The sequence below is a fragment of the Shimia sp. W99 genome (assembly GCF_053851455.3).
In genome coordinates this window covers 65,524-84,338 of sequence record NZ_JBSQBU020000001.1, presented here as the reverse complement: position 1 = coordinate 84,338, position 18,815 = coordinate 65,524, and the positions used below count along the sequence as shown (strand labels likewise).

Annotated in this window: 20 protein-coding genes; 7 read left to right on the top strand and 13 right to left on the bottom strand. The window is 61.8% G+C overall.

Going from position 1 to position 18,815, the window contains the following annotated elements:
- Positions 1 to 93: 93 nt before the first annotated feature.
- The 3 genes from ACS3QZ_RS00390 to ACS3QZ_RS00380 form a co-directional block, all read right to left on the bottom strand.
- On the bottom strand, positions 94 to 546 hold the full coding sequence (locus ACS3QZ_RS00390; protein WP_456036054.1) for a hypothetical protein: 453 nt from the start codon (positions 544 to 546) through the stop codon (positions 94 to 96).
- 12 nt (positions 547 to 558) lie between these two features.
- Positions 559 to 921 carry a hypothetical protein gene (locus tag ACS3QZ_RS00385; RefSeq protein ID WP_456036053.1) on the bottom strand — a complete coding sequence of 121 codons (363 nt, stop codon included), beginning with the start codon at positions 919 to 921 and terminating at the stop codon, positions 559 to 561.
- Between the two features lie 71 nt (positions 922 to 992).
- Positions 993 to 1,598, bottom strand: a complete 606-nt coding sequence (locus tag ACS3QZ_RS00380; RefSeq protein WP_456036052.1) for a LysE/ArgO family amino acid transporter — start codon at positions 1,596 to 1,598, stop codon at positions 993 to 995.
- A gap of 88 nt (positions 1,599 to 1,686) precedes the next feature.
- Between ACS3QZ_RS00380 and ACS3QZ_RS00375 the strand changes: the two genes are divergently transcribed.
- Positions 1,687 to 2,562 carry a LysR family transcriptional regulator ArgP gene (locus ACS3QZ_RS00375; protein ID WP_456036051.1) on the top strand — a complete coding sequence of 292 codons (876 nt, stop codon included), beginning with the start codon at positions 1,687 to 1,689 and terminating at the stop codon, positions 2,560 to 2,562.
- 171 nt (positions 2,563 to 2,733) lie between these two features.
- Entirely contained in the window at positions 2,734 to 3,813 is a 1,080-nt protein-coding gene (locus ACS3QZ_RS00370) for an acyltransferase family protein (protein ID WP_456036050.1), read from the top strand.
- A 15-nt stretch (positions 3,814 to 3,828) separates the two neighbouring features.
- Here the strand turns inward: ACS3QZ_RS00370 and ACS3QZ_RS00365 are convergent, their stop codons facing one another.
- Together ACS3QZ_RS00365 and ACS3QZ_RS00360 are read right to left on the bottom strand one after the other, a co-directional pair.
- On the bottom strand, positions 3,829 to 4,245 hold the full coding sequence (locus tag ACS3QZ_RS00365; protein ID WP_456036048.1) for a VOC family protein: 417 nt from the start codon (positions 4,243 to 4,245) through the stop codon (positions 3,829 to 3,831).
- Positions 4,246 to 4,401: 156 nt separating this feature from the next.
- Positions 4,402 to 5,142 (bottom strand): YebC/PmpR family DNA-binding transcriptional regulator, encoded by a 741-nt coding sequence (locus ACS3QZ_RS00360; protein ID WP_093095324.1) that lies wholly within the window; start codon positions 5,140 to 5,142, stop codon positions 4,402 to 4,404.
- Positions 5,143 to 5,274: 132 nt separating this feature from the next.
- Between ACS3QZ_RS00360 and ACS3QZ_RS00355 the strand changes: the two genes are divergently transcribed.
- Positions 5,275 to 7,047 (top strand): SLC13 family permease, encoded by a 1,773-nt coding sequence (locus tag ACS3QZ_RS00355; protein ID WP_456036047.1) that lies wholly within the window; start codon positions 5,275 to 5,277, stop codon positions 7,045 to 7,047.
- Positions 7,048 to 7,233: 186 nt separating this feature from the next.
- Here the strand turns inward: ACS3QZ_RS00355 and ACS3QZ_RS00350 are convergent, their stop codons facing one another.
- The 4 genes from ACS3QZ_RS00350 to ACS3QZ_RS00335 all read right to left on the bottom strand — a co-directional run bounded on the left by ACS3QZ_RS00350 (position 7,234) and on the right by ACS3QZ_RS00335 (position 11,755).
- Complete coding sequence (locus ACS3QZ_RS00350; protein ID WP_456039292.1) at positions 7,234 to 9,507, bottom strand: NADP-dependent malic enzyme; 2,274 nt, start codon at positions 9,505 to 9,507, stop codon at positions 7,234 to 7,236.
- A 2-nt stretch (positions 9,508 to 9,509) separates the two neighbouring features.
- Positions 9,510 to 10,541 (bottom strand): type I glyceraldehyde-3-phosphate dehydrogenase, encoded by a 1,032-nt coding sequence (locus ACS3QZ_RS00345; protein WP_456036046.1) that lies wholly within the window; start codon positions 10,539 to 10,541, stop codon positions 9,510 to 9,512.
- 189 nt (positions 10,542 to 10,730) lie between these two features.
- On the bottom strand, positions 10,731 to 11,405 hold the full coding sequence (locus tag ACS3QZ_RS00340; RefSeq protein WP_456036045.1) for an SOS response-associated peptidase: 675 nt from the start codon (positions 11,403 to 11,405) through the stop codon (positions 10,731 to 10,733).
- A gap of 44 nt (positions 11,406 to 11,449) precedes the next feature.
- A complete protein-coding gene (locus ACS3QZ_RS00335; RefSeq protein ID WP_456036044.1) occupies positions 11,450 to 11,755 on the bottom strand; it encodes a DnaJ family domain-containing protein in 306 nt (101 codons plus the stop codon).
- A 305-nt stretch (positions 11,756 to 12,060) separates the two neighbouring features.
- Between ACS3QZ_RS00335 and ACS3QZ_RS00330 the strand changes: the two genes are divergently transcribed.
- A protein-coding gene (locus ACS3QZ_RS00330) for an IS5 family transposase (protein WP_456036043.1) occupies positions 12,061 to 12,818 on the top strand; the annotation gives its coding sequence in 2 pieces (ribosomal slippage) (positions 12,061 to 12,382 and positions 12,382 to 12,818; 759 coding nt in all).
- 175 nt (positions 12,819 to 12,993) lie between these two features.
- Here ACS3QZ_RS00330 and ACS3QZ_RS00325 read toward each other — a convergent pair.
- A complete protein-coding gene (locus ACS3QZ_RS00325; protein WP_456036042.1) occupies positions 12,994 to 14,553 on the bottom strand; it encodes a bifunctional metallophosphatase/5'-nucleotidase in 1,560 nt (519 codons plus the stop codon).
- 112 nt (positions 14,554 to 14,665) lie between these two features.
- On the opposite strand from ACS3QZ_RS00325, the gene ACS3QZ_RS00320 reads away from it, so the two are divergent.
- From ACS3QZ_RS00320 to arsC, 3 genes are read left to right on the top strand one after another with little or no spacing between them, the layout of a single operon-like run.
- Positions 14,666 to 15,007 (top strand): DUF952 domain-containing protein, encoded by a 342-nt coding sequence (locus ACS3QZ_RS00320; RefSeq protein WP_456039291.1) that lies wholly within the window; start codon positions 14,666 to 14,668, stop codon positions 15,005 to 15,007.
- Positions 15,004 to 16,062, top strand: a complete 1,059-nt coding sequence (locus ACS3QZ_RS00315; protein ID WP_456036041.1) for a quinone-dependent dihydroorotate dehydrogenase — start codon at positions 15,004 to 15,006, stop codon at positions 16,060 to 16,062. Before ACS3QZ_RS00320 ends, ACS3QZ_RS00315 begins: the two co-directional genes overlap by 4 nt.
- Entirely contained in the window at positions 16,059 to 16,409 is a 351-nt protein-coding gene (arsC, locus tag ACS3QZ_RS00310) for an arsenate reductase (glutaredoxin) (protein ID WP_456036040.1), read from the top strand. The genes ACS3QZ_RS00315 and arsC overlap by 4 nt, the downstream gene beginning before the upstream one ends.
- 70 nt (positions 16,410 to 16,479) lie before the next feature.
- Here the strand turns inward: arsC and ACS3QZ_RS00305 are convergent, their stop codons facing one another.
- Genes ACS3QZ_RS00305 through ACS3QZ_RS00295 form a run of 3 tightly spaced genes read right to left on the bottom strand, consistent with a single transcriptional unit; the run spans position 16,480 to position 18,759 of the window.
- Positions 16,480 to 17,820, bottom strand: a complete 1,341-nt coding sequence (locus tag ACS3QZ_RS00305) for an MATE family efflux transporter (RefSeq protein ID WP_456036039.1) — start codon at positions 17,818 to 17,820, stop codon at positions 16,480 to 16,482.
- Positions 17,813 to 18,334, bottom strand: coding sequence for a PaaI family thioesterase (locus tag ACS3QZ_RS00300; protein WP_456036038.1), 522 nt, complete (start codon positions 18,332 to 18,334; stop codon positions 17,813 to 17,815). The genes ACS3QZ_RS00305 and ACS3QZ_RS00300 overlap by 8 nt, the downstream gene beginning before the upstream one ends.
- Positions 18,334 to 18,759 (bottom strand): PaaI family thioesterase, encoded by a 426-nt coding sequence (locus ACS3QZ_RS00295; protein ID WP_093095307.1) that lies wholly within the window; start codon positions 18,757 to 18,759, stop codon positions 18,334 to 18,336. Before ACS3QZ_RS00295 ends, ACS3QZ_RS00300 begins: the two co-directional genes overlap by 1 nt.
- Positions 18,760 to 18,815: the final 56 nt, after the last annotated feature.

Sequence of the window (18,815 nt, the reverse complement as noted above, 5' to 3'; positions counted from 1 at the left end):
CACTCCTCCTTGTGACCCTTCAGCATATGGGGGCAGACCGCCCGCCCCCAAGCTTCGAAGACGCACATGGGCTGTGCAGCGAAGGGACGACGATCAGGGAAGCTCGAAAATCTGCCTTCCATAACCCGGATCATCCACCTCCACACGGTCCTTGTGCCATGTCCATTCAACCGGGTTGCAGTCTTCGGTATATGTACCCCGCCCGATCTCTCGCCCGCTGGTCAGATCGATCACGACCTGATCCACCAGCGTCACAAGATAGGACGTGCCCGGCTCACCCGCAAAAAAACGCATGACCCCGACACGCCCGCCATATTGTGGCAAAGCCCTCCAGAACAAGATTTCAGGCCGGCCGGGCGAATGCATATCCAGCCGCACGGTCACATCCGGATACCGTGCCGATTCCGCGACATAACCATTGTCCCCCGCTTCGACCCTCCAACCGCTGGCTGAAGCAGACGGCGCGGGCACAGGGCATTGCGCCCACATGGGGGCGGCCATGCCCATCAAGGCCGCCACGGCATATGCCGCAAACTTGATGTTCATGTCCGTTCCGCCCTAGCGCAAAAGATCGTCCACGATCCCCACAGCATCCACGACGGTCGACAAGTCATCCGTCACTTCAAGGATTTCATTATCCACCCGGATATACCGATTTCCCTTGCCCGGTGGCTTGAGTTTCCACTTGGACAGGTCGCCAATATCCTTGTACTTCAGATCCCCCGGCAGCTTGGCCCCACGGGTATAGCGTTTGATCTGCCCCGGCGGGATCGCCTTTGGGCCCTTCCCCGGCTTGTCCAGAATCTGGCCGCTGGCCCCTTTTTTGTTGCCCTTGCCCGGTTTGTCCTTGGCCATCGCCATATCCGCCGTGCCAAGGCCCAAAGCCAACGCCGCCGTGATCATCACCCCTGTTCGGTACATTTTCGCGCTCCCTGAATATTTCCAAGGATCAGCAAACCATACTCGCACCCGATGCGGCAAGCCCGCCCCGGTCACGAAGTGAACAGCACCAGTTTTGTCGCAATCGCCCACATGGTCAGCCCCACCAGAACGTCCAGCCCCTGCCATGCCCGCGCGCTCGTGAACACAGAGCGCAGCAGCCGCGCGCCAAAACCCAGCGAAAAAAAGAAAGCGAAACTGCTCAGAGCTGCGCCAACCCCAAAGGCCCAGGCCGGGTTGTACTGCGCCGAGATGCCCCCGAGCAGGACCACTGTATCGAGATAGACATGCGGATTGGCCCAAGTGAGCAGCAGACAGGTGGTCAATGCCCCTTTGAGCGAACCTGCCGTGCGCCCCTTGTCCTCAAGCTTGCCCTCCCCCTGAAAGGCAGCACGGAAATTCATTGCACCATAGACAAACAGGAACCCCGCCCCGCCCCACCGCACCAGCGTCAAGGCCCAAGGATTGGCCGAGACCAGCGCCCCGAACCCCGCCACCCCGGCGGTGATCAACAGCGCGTCCGAAATGGCGCAGGTCAACACCAACGGCAGCACGTATTCGCCACGCAGCCCCTGCCGCAGCACAAAGGCATTCTGCGCCCCGATCGCCATGATCAGCGAAAACCCCAGCGCAAACCCCGCGATACCTGCCTCGATCATCTGCAATCCCTCTTTGTGCCGGGTCTTGCCTACGCCGCTCCGCCACATTACACAAATTAAGGATTCTACCCTGACATAAGTTTGGCTAATGCAAATCGATTACGCCCAACTCTCTGCACTGGCGGCGATCCTGCGCACGGGAAGCTTTGACGGTGCGGCTGCGGCGCTTGGCATCACTCAATCCGCCGTCTCCCAGCGGCTCAAGGCGCTCGAAGAACGGGTCGGCACGCCGCTGGTGCTGCGCGGCCAGCCCTGCAGCGGCACCGAAACCGGGCGCCGTCTGGCCGCGCATCTCGATCAGGTGGGCCTGCTGGAACAGGATCTCGCCCGCGACCTTGCAGGTCTCACGCCCCGCACCGCACGTCTGCGCGTTGCGGTCAATGCCGACAGCCTCGCTACATGGTTCCTGCACGCGGCCGCGCGGGTGCCCGACATCCTTTTCGACCTCGTCGTCGACGATCAGGATTTCTCCGCCGACTGGCTGCGCCGGGGCGAAGTCGTGGCCGCCGTCACCGCCCATGAAACCCCGGTCGCCGGGTGCGACAGCCACCCCCTTGGCGCGATCCGCTACCTTGCCACCGCAAGCCCGGCCTACATGCAACGCTGGTTTCCTGAAGCGGTAACTGCCGAAAACATCGCCCGCGCGCCGATGCTGCGCTTTGATGCCAAGGACCGCCTGCAACAGATCTGGATGACCCGGCATCTGGGCCGCGCCCCGACACCGCCCAGCCACCGCCTGCCCTCCTCACAAGGCTTCGTCGAGGCCTGCCTTCTCGGGCTGGGCTGGGGCATGAACCCCGAGGCACTGGTCGCCGATCACATCGCCTCAGGACGTCTCGTGCCGCTCCTGCCCGACGCCCCCCATGACGTACCGCTCCACTGGCAGGCCTCGCGGCTGGTCGCCCCCGCCCTGGCACCACTGACCCGCGAAGTCCGCCGCGCGGCCAGGTCGACCCTGATCTGATCCTCTGATCGCGGCGAACGTACCTCTTGTGCACAAGCCGCCTTTTCAAAGGGACCTGTCGTGAAAACGACCGGCGTGGGCCTGTTTTTTGCCCCGTTTGCGTGCAAACTGTCCCCGCAAAGACCGATTTCAAAGCACCCTTTCCGCACCGGACTTGCAAGAGGCCCTCGCATGACTGCACATTCCCTGCCTGACCAGACCCGCGCCGCCATGCGCATCGAAGTCGACACCATCCGGGCCATCGTCTGCTTCATCCTCGTCCTGCACCACATGGTTGGCATTTCCCCCGCTTACGGGCTGGAACTGCCTTGGGAAAACACCGTCAGCATCGTCAGCCACACCACGCAGGACATGCGCATGCCGATCTTCAGCTTCATCTCCGGCATGGTCTTTGCCCGCGCCACCGGGCTCTTGCCCGATGCACGCACCGTGATCCGCAAGAAGGCCCGCCGCCTGTTGTTGCCCATGGCCGTGGTCGGCTCGCTGTTCTGGCTGGCGCGCTTTGTCACCGGGGGAGATCCGATGCCTTATCCGATGATCTTCGTGACCTCCTTTGCCCATTACTGGTTCCTGCAGGCCAGCTTCCTGATCATGACCGCCTTTGTCTTGCTCACCTGTGCGATCGGCGGTCCGCGCCACAAGGCCGTGGCCATGGGGCTTGGCGTCTTGGGCATCCTGTGGTGGGGCTTTGCCATCCTGCCCTTCCCCATGACCAACTGGTTCTCGATCGTGAACGCCGTGTTCCTGCTGCCGTTCTTCATGTCGGGGTATCTGCTCACGCAAACCCCGGAGCTGCGCCAGAAACTGCGCACACACACGCTCGCCCGTCCGGTCGGCGCGGCGCTCCTTTTGATTGGCCTCGCCATCGGCTGGAACATCGCCACCCACAGCCTTGACCTGACCGGACTACCCCGCCGCCTGATCGCCATCTACCTTGGCTTTTCCGCCTGTTTCGGGCTGATCATGCTACGCCTGTCCTCGGGTTTTCTTGCGCGGATCGGCGCCTATTCCTACGCGATCTACCTGTTCCACGTCTTCTTCACGGCGCTGACCACGAAACTCTGGCACGCCACCGGCCAACCGATCCCCCTGCTCGCCGTCGTCCTCCTTGGTCTGATCCTTGGCACGGGCGGACCGATGATTCTGCAAAACCTGATCCTGCGCTGGCCTCTGGCCGGGGCCGCCTGCCTTGGCCTGCCGCTCGACAAACTGCGCGCGCGCAAACTGGCCACGCAACCCAGCGGCGCATAATCCCGCTGCTTCGCGCTAGCCGTCGCGCCCCGGCTCTGCCGGGTTGCTTGAAAAAAGCGCGATCTTGTTGCCCTGAGGGTCACGCAGGTATCCCACGTAGAACCGCGGCCCGTAATCCGCCCGAAAGCCCGGCCCGCCCTCATCCGTTCCCCCCGCCGCAAGAGCCGCCGCATGCAGCGCGCGCACCTGCTGTTGCGTTTGTGCTTCAAACGCAACCATCGCGCCATTGCCAGCCGAAGCAGGCCGCCCGTCAAAAGGCGGTTTGACATAGAAATCCGGCAAAACCTGAGTCTGCCCTTCGTCAACCGGGAGCGAGAAACTCAGCCCCTCCGGCCCCTCCTCCAACCCAAATCCAAGCGCCGGCAGGAAGGCCAGGTAAAACCGCTTTGCCGCCGCGATGTCATCCGCACCAACCGTCACATAAGAAATCATCCGTCGCCTTCTCCTCACAAGATGGGGTATGACCGGCCTCCGCACCGCCCCAATCACGCCTTACGCCATGATTGGCCCAATGCGCTGACCGGGCAACGAAAAAGGGGCGCGCCCCGTGGCACGCCCCTTTGAAAACTCGCAGGATGCAACCGACCCTCAAAGCTGGTCCATCACCTCGTCGCTGGCTTCAAAGTTGGCGGTGACGCGCTGAACGTCGTCATCGTCTTCCAGCGCATCAATCAGCTTCATCAGCTTCTGCATGCCTTCAAGGTCCATCTCGGTTGTCGTGGTCGGCTTCCAGACCAGCTTGGTCGACTCACTCTCTCCCAGCGCGGCCTCAAGCGCGTTCGACACCTCGTTCAGGTCGGTATCGGCGCACCAGATGACATGCCCGTCTTCGCTGCTTTCCACGTCTTCCGCGCCCGCTTCGATGGCCGCTTCGAAAATCGTGTCCGCATCGCCCGCATCCGCCGGGTACACCACTTCGCCCTTGCGGTCGAACATGAACCCGACCGAGCCGGTTTCACCAAGGTTGCCGCCATTCTTGGAAAAGGTCGAGCGCACGGTCGACGCGGTGCGGTTGCGGTTGTCGGTCATCGCTTCGACGATCACCGCCACGCCGTTGGGGCCATAGCCCTCGTAACGGATTTCTTCGTAATCATCGCCGTCTCCGGCAACTGATTTCTTGATCGCGCGGTCGATCACGTCCTTCGGGACCGACTGCGACTTGGCCTCTTTTACCGCCAGACGCAGACGCGGGTTCTTGTCCGGGTCGGGATCGCCCATCTTGGCGGCGACGGTGATCTCCTTGGAAAGTTTCGAAAACAGCTTGGAGCGCGCCGCATCCTGACGCCCTTTACGATGCTGAATGTTTGCCCATTTACTGTGGCCGGCCATGTTTCGCCTCCGGTAATCTTCTGCGCTTGGTCGCTTTGTCGCCGCTTCTATAAGGCAGACAGACCAAGACCCGCAAGCAGCTTGCATTCTCATGCCTGCTGGGCTTGGATCGGGAAAACACTTGGGGCGCGCATGACCACTGATCAGATCATCCTGTTTTCCCTTTTTGGTGGCGTTTTTGTCATGCTGCTCTGGGGCCGGTTCCGCTATGACCTCGTAGCCTTTTCGGCGCTTCTCATCGGCGTGGTACTGGGCGTTGTTCCGGTCAAGGATGCCTTTACGGGCTTTGGCCACCCGGCCACGATCATCGTCGCGCTGGTGCTGGTAGTTTCGGCCGGGCTGGTGCGCTCGGGCGCGGTGTTCCTGATCACCCGCACGCTGGTCGACAGCGCCCGCAGTCTTGGCAGCCATATCGCGATCATCGGCAGTATCGGCGCCGTTCTCTCGGCCTTCATGAACAATGTCGCCGCCCTTGCTCTCCTGATGCCAGTCGACATCCAGACCGCCCGCAAGGCCGGGCGCAGCCCCGCCAAGTCCCTGATGCCGCTCAGCTTTGCCACCATCCTCGGCGGCATGGCCACGCTGATCGGCACGCCTCCCAACATCATCATCGCCTCGATCCGCGAAGAATCCCTTGGTGCGCCCTTCAAGATGTTCGACTTTGCCCCGGTCGGCGGCCTGACCGCGCTTGCGGGGCTGGTCTTTGTCGCCCTGATCGGCTGGCGCCTGATTCCTGACCGCGAAGATGCGGGCAAAAAGGTCTCGGATCTCGGCCAGTATATTGCCGAACTGACCATTCCGACCGAGAGCAAGCTGATCGGCAAGCGGGTCGCCGAGCTCGGTGAACAGGCCGAGGAAAGCGACGTCGCTGTTCTTGGCCTGATCCGCGACGGCAAGCGGCTCTATGGCGCGGCGCGCAACTATACCCTGCGCGAGGGCGATGCGCTCGTGCTCGAAGCCACCCCGGACGCGCTCGACGAATTCCGCTCGGCCCTGTCGCTGAAATTTGCCGATGAGAAACGCGAAGAGCACCTCAATGCCGCAGGCGACGGGCTTGATATCATCGAGGTTGTCGTTCCCGAAACCGCCCGTATCGCGGGCAAGACCGCGCAATCTCTGGGTCTGGCGTGGCGTCAGGGCGCCGTGCTCATGGGCATCTCGCGCAAGGGACAGCGCATCCGCAGCCAGATCCGCAAAACCATCGTCGAACCCGGTGACATCCTCCTCATCCTCGTGCGCAAGGATTCGGGGCCGGACGTTATCGACTGGCTGGGATGCCTGCCGCTGGCCGATCGGGGGCTGGTCATAACGGCCGACTCCAAGGTCTGGCTCGCCATCGGCCTCTTTGCAGGCGCGGTGCTGGCCGCTTCGCTCGGGCTGATCTACCTGCCGATTGCGCTGGGTCTGGTGGTCGTGGCCTATGTGCTGGCCAAGATCATCCCGATTTCCGAGATCTACAACCACATCGAATGGCCCGTCGTGGTGCTGCTCGGCTCCATGATCCCGCTCGGCGCCGCACTGGACAGCTCCGGCGGCACCGCGCTCATTGCCAATTCGCTGGTCTCGCTTACCTCTGGCCTCCCGGCCTGGGCGGTGCTCACGGTGCTGATGCTGGTGACGATGACACTCTCGGATGTGCTCAACAACACCGCCACCACCATCGTCGCCGCCCCGGTGGGCATCCAGATGGCGCAATCCCTTGGCGTTTCGCCCGACCCCTTCCTGATGGCCGTCGCGGTTGCGGCAAGCTCGGCCTTCCTCACCCCCATCGGGCACAAGAACAATACCCTTGTCCTTGGCCCCGGAGGCTACCACTTCGGAGATTACTGGCGCATGGGCCTGCCGCTCGAGGTGATCGTGGTCGCCGCGTCGATCCCGGCAATCCTGCTGTTCTGGCCCCTCTAGAGGCCGTTAACCAAAACAAAAGCGCGCCACGTAAACCGTGGCGCGCTTTTCTGTTCTCTCCTGCTCACACCGACCCAATACCGACGTGATACCGACGCAAAACCGAACCGGCTTTTACCAGTAAATTCAGAGATTTACCTTTGAGTCGCACGGGGAAGTCACATCCCCCGCGCAACACCGGCGTTCTTAGCCGTAACTGGATACATCCGTCCCGGCGAGTGCTGCGGTATTAAGCAACCCACGCACGGTGATCGACGGTGTCACGATATGCGCCCGGTTGCCCATCCCCATCAGGATCGGCCCCACTTCCAGACCATCTGCCACGGATTTCAACACGTTACGCGTCGCCCCGGCGGCATCGGTGTTGGAGTAGACCAAAACGTTCGCCTTGCCCGTCAGACGCCCGTCCGGGAACAGACGGTCCCGCAGATCGGGATCAAGCGCGGCGTCGGTGTGCATCTCACCTTCATATTCAAAGTCCAGCTCATGCGCATCCAGCGCCTTGAGCGCCCCACGCATCACCCGCCCCGAGTGGCTGTCGAGATTGCCAAACTGGCTCCCCGAACACAGCGCGATCTTGGGGTCCACGCCAAAGCGGCGCACATGCCGCGCAGCCGCGATCACCGTCTCGGCCACCTGCTCGGATGTGGGCTCGATATGGATATGGGTGTCTGCCAGGAACAAAGCACCTTTATCCAGCAAAATCAAAGACAAGGACGCCACCGGATGCAGATCGTCATTGGCCAGGACCTGCGTGACATAGTTCAGATGCCAGCGGTATTCGCCAAATGTGCCACAGATCATGCTGTCCGCATCACCCCGGTCCACGGCGATCGCCGCAATCGCAGTGGCATTGGTACGCAAGATCGCCTTGGCCGAATCCGGCGTTACCCCGTCGCGACGCATCTTGCGATGATAATGGGTCCAGTAGTCCCGGAACCGGTCGTCTTGCTCGGGGTTGATCAATTCGAAATCGACACCCGGCTTGATCTTGAGGCCCGTGCGCTTCAGACGATGCTCCACAACCTCGGGCCGCCCGATCAGGATCGGCGTATCCACCGTTTCCTCGATCATCGCCTGCGCCGTGCGCAGCACGCGTTCGTCTTCGCCTTCCGCAAAGACAATCTTGCGGCGCGTGCGGCTGGCTGCCTCGAAAACGGGACGCATGATCATCGAGGACCGGAATACCTGCGCCTCAAGGCGGTCTTCATATTCAAAGAGGTCGATTTCCTTGGTCGCCACGCCGGATTCCATCGCCGCACGGGCCACAGCCACGGCGATCGTCGGCAACAGGCGCGGGTCAAACGGCTTGGGAATCAGGTAGTTGGGCCCAAAGGACAGTTCTTCTCCGCGATAGGCCACCCCCACCTCGGCGCTGGTGGTTTCCCGCGCCAGAGAGGCAATCGCCTCGACACAGGCCAGCTTCATCGCGTCATTGATCTCGGTCGCACCCACATCCAGCGCACCCCGGAAGATGAACGGGAAACACAGCACGTTGTTGACCTGGTTCGGATAATCACTGCGCCCAGTGGCGATCAACGCGCCCGGCGCCGCTTCGCGCGCCTCTTCGGGCATGATTTCCGGTGTTGGATTGGCCAGCGCAAAGATGATCGGATCGTCCGCCATCTGCTCGACCATTTCCTTGGTCAACAGGCCCGGCCCCGACACGCCAAGGAACAGGTCTGCACCTTCCATGGCTTCCATGGTCGTCCGCTTGGGCGTGTCCTGCGCAAATTCGGCCTTTTCGGGTGTCAGGTCGTTGCGCTGCTTGTGCACCACGCCCTTGGAATCCAGCATCAGGATATTCTCGTGCCTGACCCCCATGGTCATCAGCATCTTGAGACAGGCAATCCCCGCCGCCCCCGCGCCCAGCGCCACAACCTTGATCTCATCGACCTTTTTATCGGCCACGATCAACGCGTTATAAGCCGCGGCCGCCGCAACGATGGCGGTGCCGTGCTGGTCATCGTGAAAGACCGGGATGTTCATGCGTTCTTTACAGATACGCTCTACAAGAAAACAGTCGGGCGCCTTGATGTCCTCAAGGTTCACCGCGCCAAAGGTCGGCTCCAGCCGGCACACCAGATCGGCGAGCTTTTCCGGATCGGGCTCGTTCACCTCGATATCGAAACAGTCGATCCCGGCGAATTTCTTAAACAGGACGGCCTTGCCCTCCATCACCGGCTTACTGGCCTGCGCGCCGATATTGCCAAGACCCAGTACCGCCGTACCGTTCGAGATCACCGCGACAAGGTTGCCCTTGGCGGTGTAACGCGTGGCGTCTGCCGGGTTCTTCTCGATCTCGAGACAGGCTTCGGCCACACCCGGACTATAGGCCCGGCTGAGGTCGCGGCCCGTGGTCATGGGCTTGGTTGCGCGGATCTCCAGCTTACCCGGCTTGGGAAACTCGTGATATTTGAGAGCTGCCTCGCGGGCGCTTTCACGCGCCTTGTCATCCATTGTCATGTCTTACTCCCGGTTTCCCCTCGCACGGCGCCACGCCGCCCCATCAATCTTGCCATATCCAACATACGGTTGGAAAATCCCCACTCATTATCGTACCAGCCAAACACTCGCAACAGGCCACCCACAGACACCGACGTCTCGCGCCCACTCAGGATCAGCGACTCCGGACGCGCCCGAAGGTCGGTCGAAACCAGCGGTTTCGTGGTCCAGCCGATCAGCCCGTCGCGCGCCGCTTCCGCCTTCAAAAGCGCGTTCACATCGGTGGCGTTTGTTGGCTTATCCGTTTGTATTGTCAGGTCTATTGCCGACACGCTTGCCGTCGGCACCCGGATCGCCCGCGCCTCGACCCGCCCTTTCAGATGCGGCAGCACCTTGTCGATCAGACGCTGCGCCGACGTCGTCGTGGGAACCATCGACAGAGCCGCCGCCCGGCTGCGCGCCAAATCGCCGCGCGGCTTGTCGACGGTGGGTTGGCTGCCGGTATAGCAATGCACCGTGGTCATGTGGCCGCTGATCAACCCATAGGCGCCATCCAGCACCTTGAGCAGCGGCGCCAGCGCGTTGGTGGTGCAGGACGCGTTCGAAATGATCCGATGATCGCCCATCAGCGCTTCATTGGCCCCCATCACCACCGTCATGTCCGCCTCGTCCGACGGCCCCGAGATGAGCACCGATCCGGCCCCCGCCTGCAACCCGCGTTCCGCCACGGCCCGAGCCCCGGCCATGCCGGTACATTCCAGCACGACATCCACTCCCCTCAAGTCAAGCGCGGTCAGGTCGCGTTCGCCATGAAACGGGATGGTATGACCGTCGATGATCAGGCCCTTGTCGCCATGCGCGACCGATCCGGTGTAGGCACCAAAAACACTATCATATTCAAAAAGATAGGCACAGGTTTCCAACGGTTCGATGTCGTTGATCCCGACAATCTCCACATCCGGAAAATCGCCGCGCGCCCAAATCCGCAACAGGGTCCGGCCAATGCGCCCGAACCCGTTGATGAATATCCGAACCTGGTCTTGCGCCATGTCATGGCCCCCACAGTCTTCCTGACGCCTATTGAACGGTTTTGCACCCGAAAGACCACCCCGAAAAACAGCCCGGATTCGTGAATCACTTTCCGCAAAAACGCCACCGGCGCATTTTCTTTTTCCGGAAATACCCCGGGGGTGAGGTATGAAAATGCCCGCATTTTCGAACCAGGGGGCTGGCCCCCTTCACCCCGGCCTGTCCCGCACGACCGGCTCGATCAAGTGCGCCCCCTCGGCCCGGTTCGAATTCACCGCCCGGTCCACTGGATGAAAGGTCAGAAGATCCTCGTCCGGCGCCCGCATCAACCGCGCCGCGCCATGCCCCTCTTCGCCCAGCCACAGCCCCCAATCCTTTTGCGCGATGACGACAGGCATTCGGTGGTGAATCCGCGACATCGCCGCGTTGGCCCCGGTCGTCACAATCGCGCAGGTCTCCAGCGGCGTGTCGCCCTTGTCCCAGCGCTGCCACACCCCGGCCAGCGCCAATGTCTGCTTCCCCTGGATGTACCAGGGCCAGCGCCCCCCGTCGCCGTCCTTGGTCCATTCATAGAACCCGCTGACAGGGATCAGGCATCGCCTTTCGCGACACGCGGCGCGAAAGGCCGGTTTCTCGGCAATGGTTTCGGCCCGCGCATTGATCAGAAGCGGCCCGTCAGAAGGCCCGTTGTACCAATGCGGCAGGAACCCCCAGCGCATCGCCACCAACCGCCGCTGTGCCCCTGCCCCACCAATGACACTATGCACCTGATTTGTCGGGCAAACATTGTAGTTGGGCACATTGGGCAGGTCATTCGCCGGAGCTGCCGCAAACAGCTGCGCCATCGCATCCGTGGGCAAGGTGATCGCAAATCGTCCGCACATCGTCCGTCACATGCTCCGTCATCCCTCCGCCACGGGGGCGGCTCCTAGCGATGGGCCTTGCGGGCCAGCTCAATGCGCGCTTCCATCATCGACATCTCTTTCATGATGTCCCGCCGCCGGGTCCTATCGCCCGTTTCGCGCAGCTCTTCACGCAGTGCTGCCAGTTCCCGCGACAGCGACACGAATTCCGGCACCGCGCCGTTTTCCCTGATCAGCCGGTTGATGAGCGCGTTCTCCGGGTCTTCCATGTTGGGCAACGGTTTTCCCGCGCCTTCGAGATTGTCGAACGCGCCCGCTTCCTCCGCCTCGCGGATTCTCTGGTTGATCAGGTCGATCAGAGGATGATCCATGCAAACCTCAAACAAAAATCGCCTCCGACAGTCTCATGGCGACCGACACATGCGTCAAGTTCGGTTTTGGGGTCTAACCAAATGAGAAAAATTTCGGCGCTGTTGCCAAACCCCTTCGCTCAATCCAAAGATCAAGCCCACTCACGGACGGGTCTGCACAACAGCGCCGCAGATCAATTGGGGTACCCCCAAAAGGACTGGCAAGTTCAACCTCAATACTGGTTACGCCATTAGAACTCTAGGGTCAGGACCCATTGATTTCCGGTTGGCGGCATGATTCACGACTCGAAAAACGAGCGGTAAACATGTCTGATCTTTTCTGGTTGAGCGACGCGCAGATGGCGCGCCTTGAGCCCTTCTTCCCCAAGTCCCATGGCAAACCTCGTGTGGATGATCGCCGGGTGCTGAGCGGCATTATCTTCATCAATCGCAACGGGTTACGATGGCGTGATGCTCCCAAGGAATACGGCCCGCACAAGACACTCTACAATCGCTGGAAGCGTTGGAGCGACAAGGGCATCTTCGCCGAGATGCTGATTGGTTTGGCTGCTGATCATGGTGAAAAGAAAACGGTCATGATCGACGCCACCTATCTGAAGGCTCATCGCACGGCGTCCAGTCTGGGCGTGAAAAAGGGGGGCGTGGGCGTCTGATTGGGCGCACCAAGGGCGGCATGAACACAAAGCTGCACGCCATTTGCGACAGCCAAGGACGTCCTCTGAACCTCTTTGTGACAGCCGGTCAGGTCAGTGATTACACCGGCGCACGGGTTCTCGTTGGCAGCCTGCCAAAAGTAGATTGGCTGCTCGGAGATCGTGGTTACGACGCCGATTGGTTCAGAGAAGCTTTGAAAGACAAAGGGATACGCGCCTGCATCCCCGGTCGAAAACAGCGGAAGAAAACGGTGAAGTACGACAAGCGCCGCTTCAAACGGCGCAACCGCATAGAAATCATGTTCGGCAGGCTCAAGGATTGGCGGCGGGTCGCGACCCGTTACGACAGATCCCCAAAGGTATTCCTGTCAGCCATCGCGCTGGCGGCACTCGTCATTTTCTGGCTATGAGTCCTGACCCTAAGAATAGATTTTTTACCAAATTGCCAATAACGCGAATAGTAATACGCGTCCAAACCCCAAGCGATCCGAATGTGCCGGAGCCAATCGCACGGGAGAAGGAGGTATCGAGCGCAGCTGAATTTTACAGCCACATAACGCGCGCCCGACACGTTGCCCTCAGGCTTTATTTTGCCACGATCCGTCCGTCCAGATAGGGTTTGAACGGCCCCTGCGCAGCGAGATACTCGGCCGTGACATCAGCCAGATCGGGGCCGAAATCATAGGCATTCATCGCGTCGCGGAACATCTTGTAACCGTCCCCACCGTTGCGGACATAGTTGTTCGAGACCACGCCATAGACCTTGTCCATCTCGATCGGCTTGCCGCCCACCATGACGTCGCTGATCCGGCTGCCTGCCGGCTGACTGACGTCAAACGCATAGGTCATCCCCGCGACCTGCGCGAACCGCCCGGCACCTTCCTCATGCTGGCTGACCCCGTTTTCAAGCGCGGCCACGATGGTGGCGCCCGTCACCTGGAACGTACTCAGTGTGTTCTGGAACGGCAGCACGGTCAGCACCTCGCCCATCGTCACTTCGCCCGCGTCGATCGACGCCCGGATGCCGCCGCCATTCTGAATGGCAATCTCGACCCCTTGATCCTTGACCCGGTCCAGCATGGCATCCGCGATAAGGTTACCCATGGAGCATTCTTGCGACCGGCAAGACCCGCGTTCGCCGTCGATGGCCTCTGCCGTTTCGGCCACAACACGGCTGCGGATTTCCTCGAGCGGTTCAGCCGCCTTGGCAATGCGCGCCTTGGTGTCCGCGTCTTCGGCCACCGCCGCGTCCATGATGATCGGCTCACCCGTCGCTTCAACGACTTCGCCCGCATCATTGAACGTGACGTTCAACTCTCCCAGGAACTTGCCATAGGCATAGGCCGACACGATCGCAGTCGATCCGACCATGGTCGGATACGGCCCTTCGGCGCGGTCCGAGGTGTTTGACAGGTACGTGTTGGAGTGCCCTCCCACGATCACGTCGACGCCGGTGGTTTCTGCCGCCACGCGCTGATCCACGCCGTAACCGGAATGGCTTAGCACGATGATCTTGTTGACCCCCATCTCGGTCAGCTTGTCCACCTCTCCCTGCACCGCATCCACCGGATCGGTGAAGATCACGTTCGGCCCCGGGCTGGCCAACTCATCCGTATCCTGTGGCGTCAGGCCGATCAGGCCGATCTTCTCGCCGTTTTTCTCGATCACGGTCGACTTGCGCAACGCGTCCTTGAGCAACTCCTCGCCGCTGACATCCGCATTCGACATCAGCACCGGGAAATTCACCGCATCCATGAAGCCGCGCAACACCTCAGGCCCATCGTCGAATTCGTGGTTGCCCACGGTCATCGCGTCATAGCCCATCTTGTTCATCATCTCTGCGGCCAACTTGCCCTTGTAATAGGTGTAGAACAGCGTGCCCTGGAACTGGTCCCCGCCGTCGACGAGGATCGAATTGTCCGACCGCGCCCGCGCCGCTTCAAGCGCCGTAACAAGCCGCGCCGAGCCGCCAAAGCACTTGCCCTCGGCATTGCTTTCTTCTGAACACCCCGAGTCATATTTCGAGATCGGCTCGAACCGGGCATGGAAATCATTTGTGTGCAAAATCGTCAGCGAGTAGTCGGCCGCCGCCATACCCGCCGTCACGGCCAGGGCCGCTGCACCCGTCATCAAACGAGCTTTCATGAGAATCCCCTCTCTGTTGTCTTGTTATGTGGAAATGTTGCCCTTTGCGCCCTCCCCCTGTCAAAGCCTTAGAGCGCTTGACCTTGCTGCCCGCGCGATGCATGTGAACGCCATGCTGATCTTCAAGATATTCCGGGCCGAGGAATGGGCGGCCCTGCGCAGCGCCGGCCACACCGCGGGCGCCCCCGTCGATATTGCCGATGGCTTCGTACATTTCTCGACCGCCAAACAGGTCGGTGAAACCGCAGCCAAGCATTTTGCCGGTGAAGACAACCTCTTCCTTTTGGGGCTCGAGACCGACGCGCTGGGCGACGCGCTCAAGTGGGAACCTTCCCGGGGCGGCGCGCTCTTTCCCCATCTCTACCGCGACCTGCAACTGTCCGATGTTGTCTGGGCGCAACCGCTGCCACTTGTCGACGGCACGCATCAGTTTCCCGCAGGAGTAGGCATATGAAAGCGCTTGAATCCCTTGGCATGAAGGCCTTGCGCAGCATGGACCCCGAGGCCGCGCATGGCCTTGCCATCCGCGCCCTGCAGATGGGGCTGGCTCCGGCCCCCGGAAAAATCACGTCGCCGCGCCTCAAAACCACACTCGCAGGGATCGCCCTAACGAACCCGGTTGGCCTCGCCGCGGGTTTCGACAAGAACGCCACCGCGCTCAATGGCCTCGCCCGCGCCGGTTTCGGCTTTTTCGAGGTTGGCGCCGCCACCCCACGCGCCCAGCCCGGCAACCCCAAACCACGCCTCTTTCGCCTGACCGAAGACGCTGCGGCCATCAATCGTTTCGGCTTCAACAATGACGGTATGGACGCGATTGCCGAGAGGCTGGCGAACCGCCCGACGGACGCCGTGATCGGCCTCAACCTCGGCGCCAACAAGGACAGCGACGACCGTGCCGCCGATTTCGCCCGCGTGCTCGAACGGTGCGGCGCGCATTTGGATTTTGCCACGGTGAACGTCAGCTCGCCCAATACCGAGAAACTGCGCGACCTGCAGGGCAAATCCGCCCTCACCGCGCTGCTTTCGGGCGTGATCAACACACGCAATGCCCTGCCCCAACCGATCCCGGTCTTCCTCAAGATCGCGCCCGATCTCAACGACACAGAGCTCGCCGAAATCGCCGATGTGGCGCAGGACACCGGCATTGACGGCATCATCACCACCAACACGACCCTGTCGCGCGACGGCCTGCAAAGCCGCCACCGCGACGAGACAGGCGGCCTTTCGGGCAAGCCGCTGTATGACAGGTCGACACGCGTTCTGGCGCGCATGAGCCAGCTCACCGATGGCCAGATCCCCCTGATCGGCGTGGGTGGCATCGCCTCGGCGAAAGACGCCTATGCCAAGATCTGCGCCGGCGCCACGGCGGTACAGCTTTACACGGCGCTGGTTTATGGCGGGCTCTCGCTGGCCGAAGAGATCATCCGGGGGCTCGACGCCCTCCTGAAGGCCGACGGCTTTGCCAACGTGACAGACGCGGTCGGCAGCAAACGAGAGGACTGGCTATGATCACCATCTGGCACAACCCGCGCTGCTCGAAATCGCGCCAAACCCTTGCCCTGATCGAAGACCGGCTCAAAAACAGTGGCGATGTCACCATCCGCCGCTACCTCGAAGATGCACCAAGCGCGGAGGAGATCACTGCCGTGCAGGCCCTGCTCGGCCTGCCGCTGATCGAGATGATGCGCCCCAAGGAGGCCCGCTTCAAGGAACTGGGGCTGAGCAAAACCGACGACGCGGCCACCCTGCTGGCTGCCATGGCGGACAACCCGGTTCTGATCGAACGTCCAATCGTGATCGCCAACGGCAAAGCCGCAATCGGGCGCCCGCCCGAGGCCGTGCTCGACATCCTCTGACCCGGCGCGCGCCCTCATCCACTTTCTTTTTCCAAAAATACCCCGGGGGAATGTTGGAAATCTTCGATTTTCAACGTGGGGGCAGCGCCCCCGCCCCTCTTTCCGCCAGCGCCTCCAGCCGCGGGTAACGTACCCCCAACGTCACCCCGCGCGCCACGAAGCTGATCAGCAGTGCAAGCCACAATCCGTGATTGCCCCAAAGCGGCACCAACGCCCAGACCGCCACCACATAAACGATCAGTGACAGCACCATCATGTTGCGCATGTCCCGGCTCTGCGTCGCGCCGATGAAGATCCCGTCCAGCATCCAGCTCGCCACACCAAGCAAGGGCGCGGCCACCATGTACGGCAGGTAATCCCGCGCCGCCGCGCGCACATCCGGCGCCGTAGTCATCAGGTCGATGATCATGCCGCCCGCCAGCGCAAATGCCATCGATAACACGACCACGCAAAACAGCCCCCAGCCGCTCGACAACAGCGCCGCGCGCCGCAATCCCGCCCGGTCCCGCGCGCCCAGCGCCTGACCGACCAGCGCCTCGACCGCAAAGGCGAACCCATCGAGCGCATAGGCCGTGATGTGCAGGAACTGCAGCAACACCTGGTTGGCGGCAAGCGCGACATCCCCGAAATCCGCACCCAAAAACAGGAAGGATACGAAGATCGCCTGCAACATCAGTGAGCGCAGCAGGATATCGCGGTTCACGGCAGCCACCTCGATCAGGCGGGCGCGGTCAAACACCCGGGCCCAATCCCGCCACGCAGGGCTTTGAAACGCATCCCGACACAGCCAGAAGGCCAGCGCAAACCCGCTCCACTCCGCAAGGAAGGTGGCGAAAGCCACCCCTTCGACGCCCCAGCCCAACCCAAGCACGAACCACAGGTCCAACAGGATATTGAGCCCGTTCATCCAGACCTGAATGATCAGCACAGCCCGCGCCCGCTCCAGAGCGATCAACCAGCCCGTCAACCCATAAAGCCCGATCGCCGCAGGCGCGGACCACACGCGGACCGACAGGTAATCCCGCGCCAGCCCCTCGACCTCGGGACTGGCTGGCGACACGTAAAACGACGCACGAAACAACAGCGTTTGGGTCAGGATCACCAACACACCGCCGGCGATTCCGATCATCAGCGCACGCACGAGCAGGGCTGCAACTTCGCCACTCTGCCCCGCCCCGTGCGCCTGGCTGGTCAGCCCGGTGGTCCCCATGCGCAAAAAACCGAAAACCCAGTAAAGCGCTGACAGGATAATCGCGCCGATCCCCACTGCGCCGATGGGCGCCGCCTCGCCCAGCTGTCCGACCACGCCGGTATCCACCGCACCCAGAATGGGCACGGTGGCGTTGGCCAGAACGATGGGCAAGGCATTGCGCAGAATGCGGCGATGCGTGACGGGGCCGAGGTCAGCCATCCCTGTCGGCATCGCGCGGGGGCATCAGGAAATGCCCCGTCGCCTGCGCGAAAAGCACCGCCCGCTGATCCTGCCAGGCTTCGACATGCACCGACGCATAGCGGCGGCCCGACCGGTTCACACGTGCCCGCGCATAGGCATCGCGCGGCAGACCCGAGCGCAGGTAATCGACGGTGAAATCAATTGTCTTGGGCAGGCGCGGCATATGACCAAGCGACAGCTCTTCGAAATCAATCCGACCGGTCTCGATGTCATCCCACATCACCGACCATGCCAGCCCGATCACTGCCGTGGTCTCAAGGAATCCCGCGGTGACACCTCCATGGATCGCTGGCAGGATCGGGTTGCCGATCAGCTTCTCATCAAAGGGCAGGATCGCCGTAAGCTCATCGCCGCGCCGCTCGAACTCGATGCCGAGAAACTGGATGTAAGGCACCCCATGCACAAGCGCGCTCAGCGCCGCATCGCGCCGTTGTTTGACAACCTGAACCGGTTCGGGACGTTTGCGTGCCATCATTTGATCCCCTCGACCGTAAAGGCGCCCGTCGCGGTCGCGACCGGGTTCTCTGCATCATCATCCACCGCCGTGGCCCGAACGAAAGCCACGCTGCGGGTGATCCGGTAACACTCGGCGCGGGTATGAATGGTCTGTCCGGGCGTCGCCGCCCTCATGTAATCTATTCTCAGGTCAATGGTTGCCGTGCCTGACGGAGAAGCCGGGTGGCTCATCGCCGCCGCCCCGCAACAGGTATCCATCAATGCCGACACCGCTCCGCCATGTATGACACCGGTTTCGGGATCCCCCACGATTCTGAGATCATAGGGCAACATCATTTCCGCAACGCCCGCCCCGATATTGGTCAGTTTCATGTTGAGCGATTTGCAATGCGGGATCGCATTGATGAACTGCTCTGCAATCTTGGATTTGTCCGGGGTCATTCGCTGCTCCGCGTTTCGTTTGCATATTTATGAGCGCCATTTCCCGGAATGGGCAA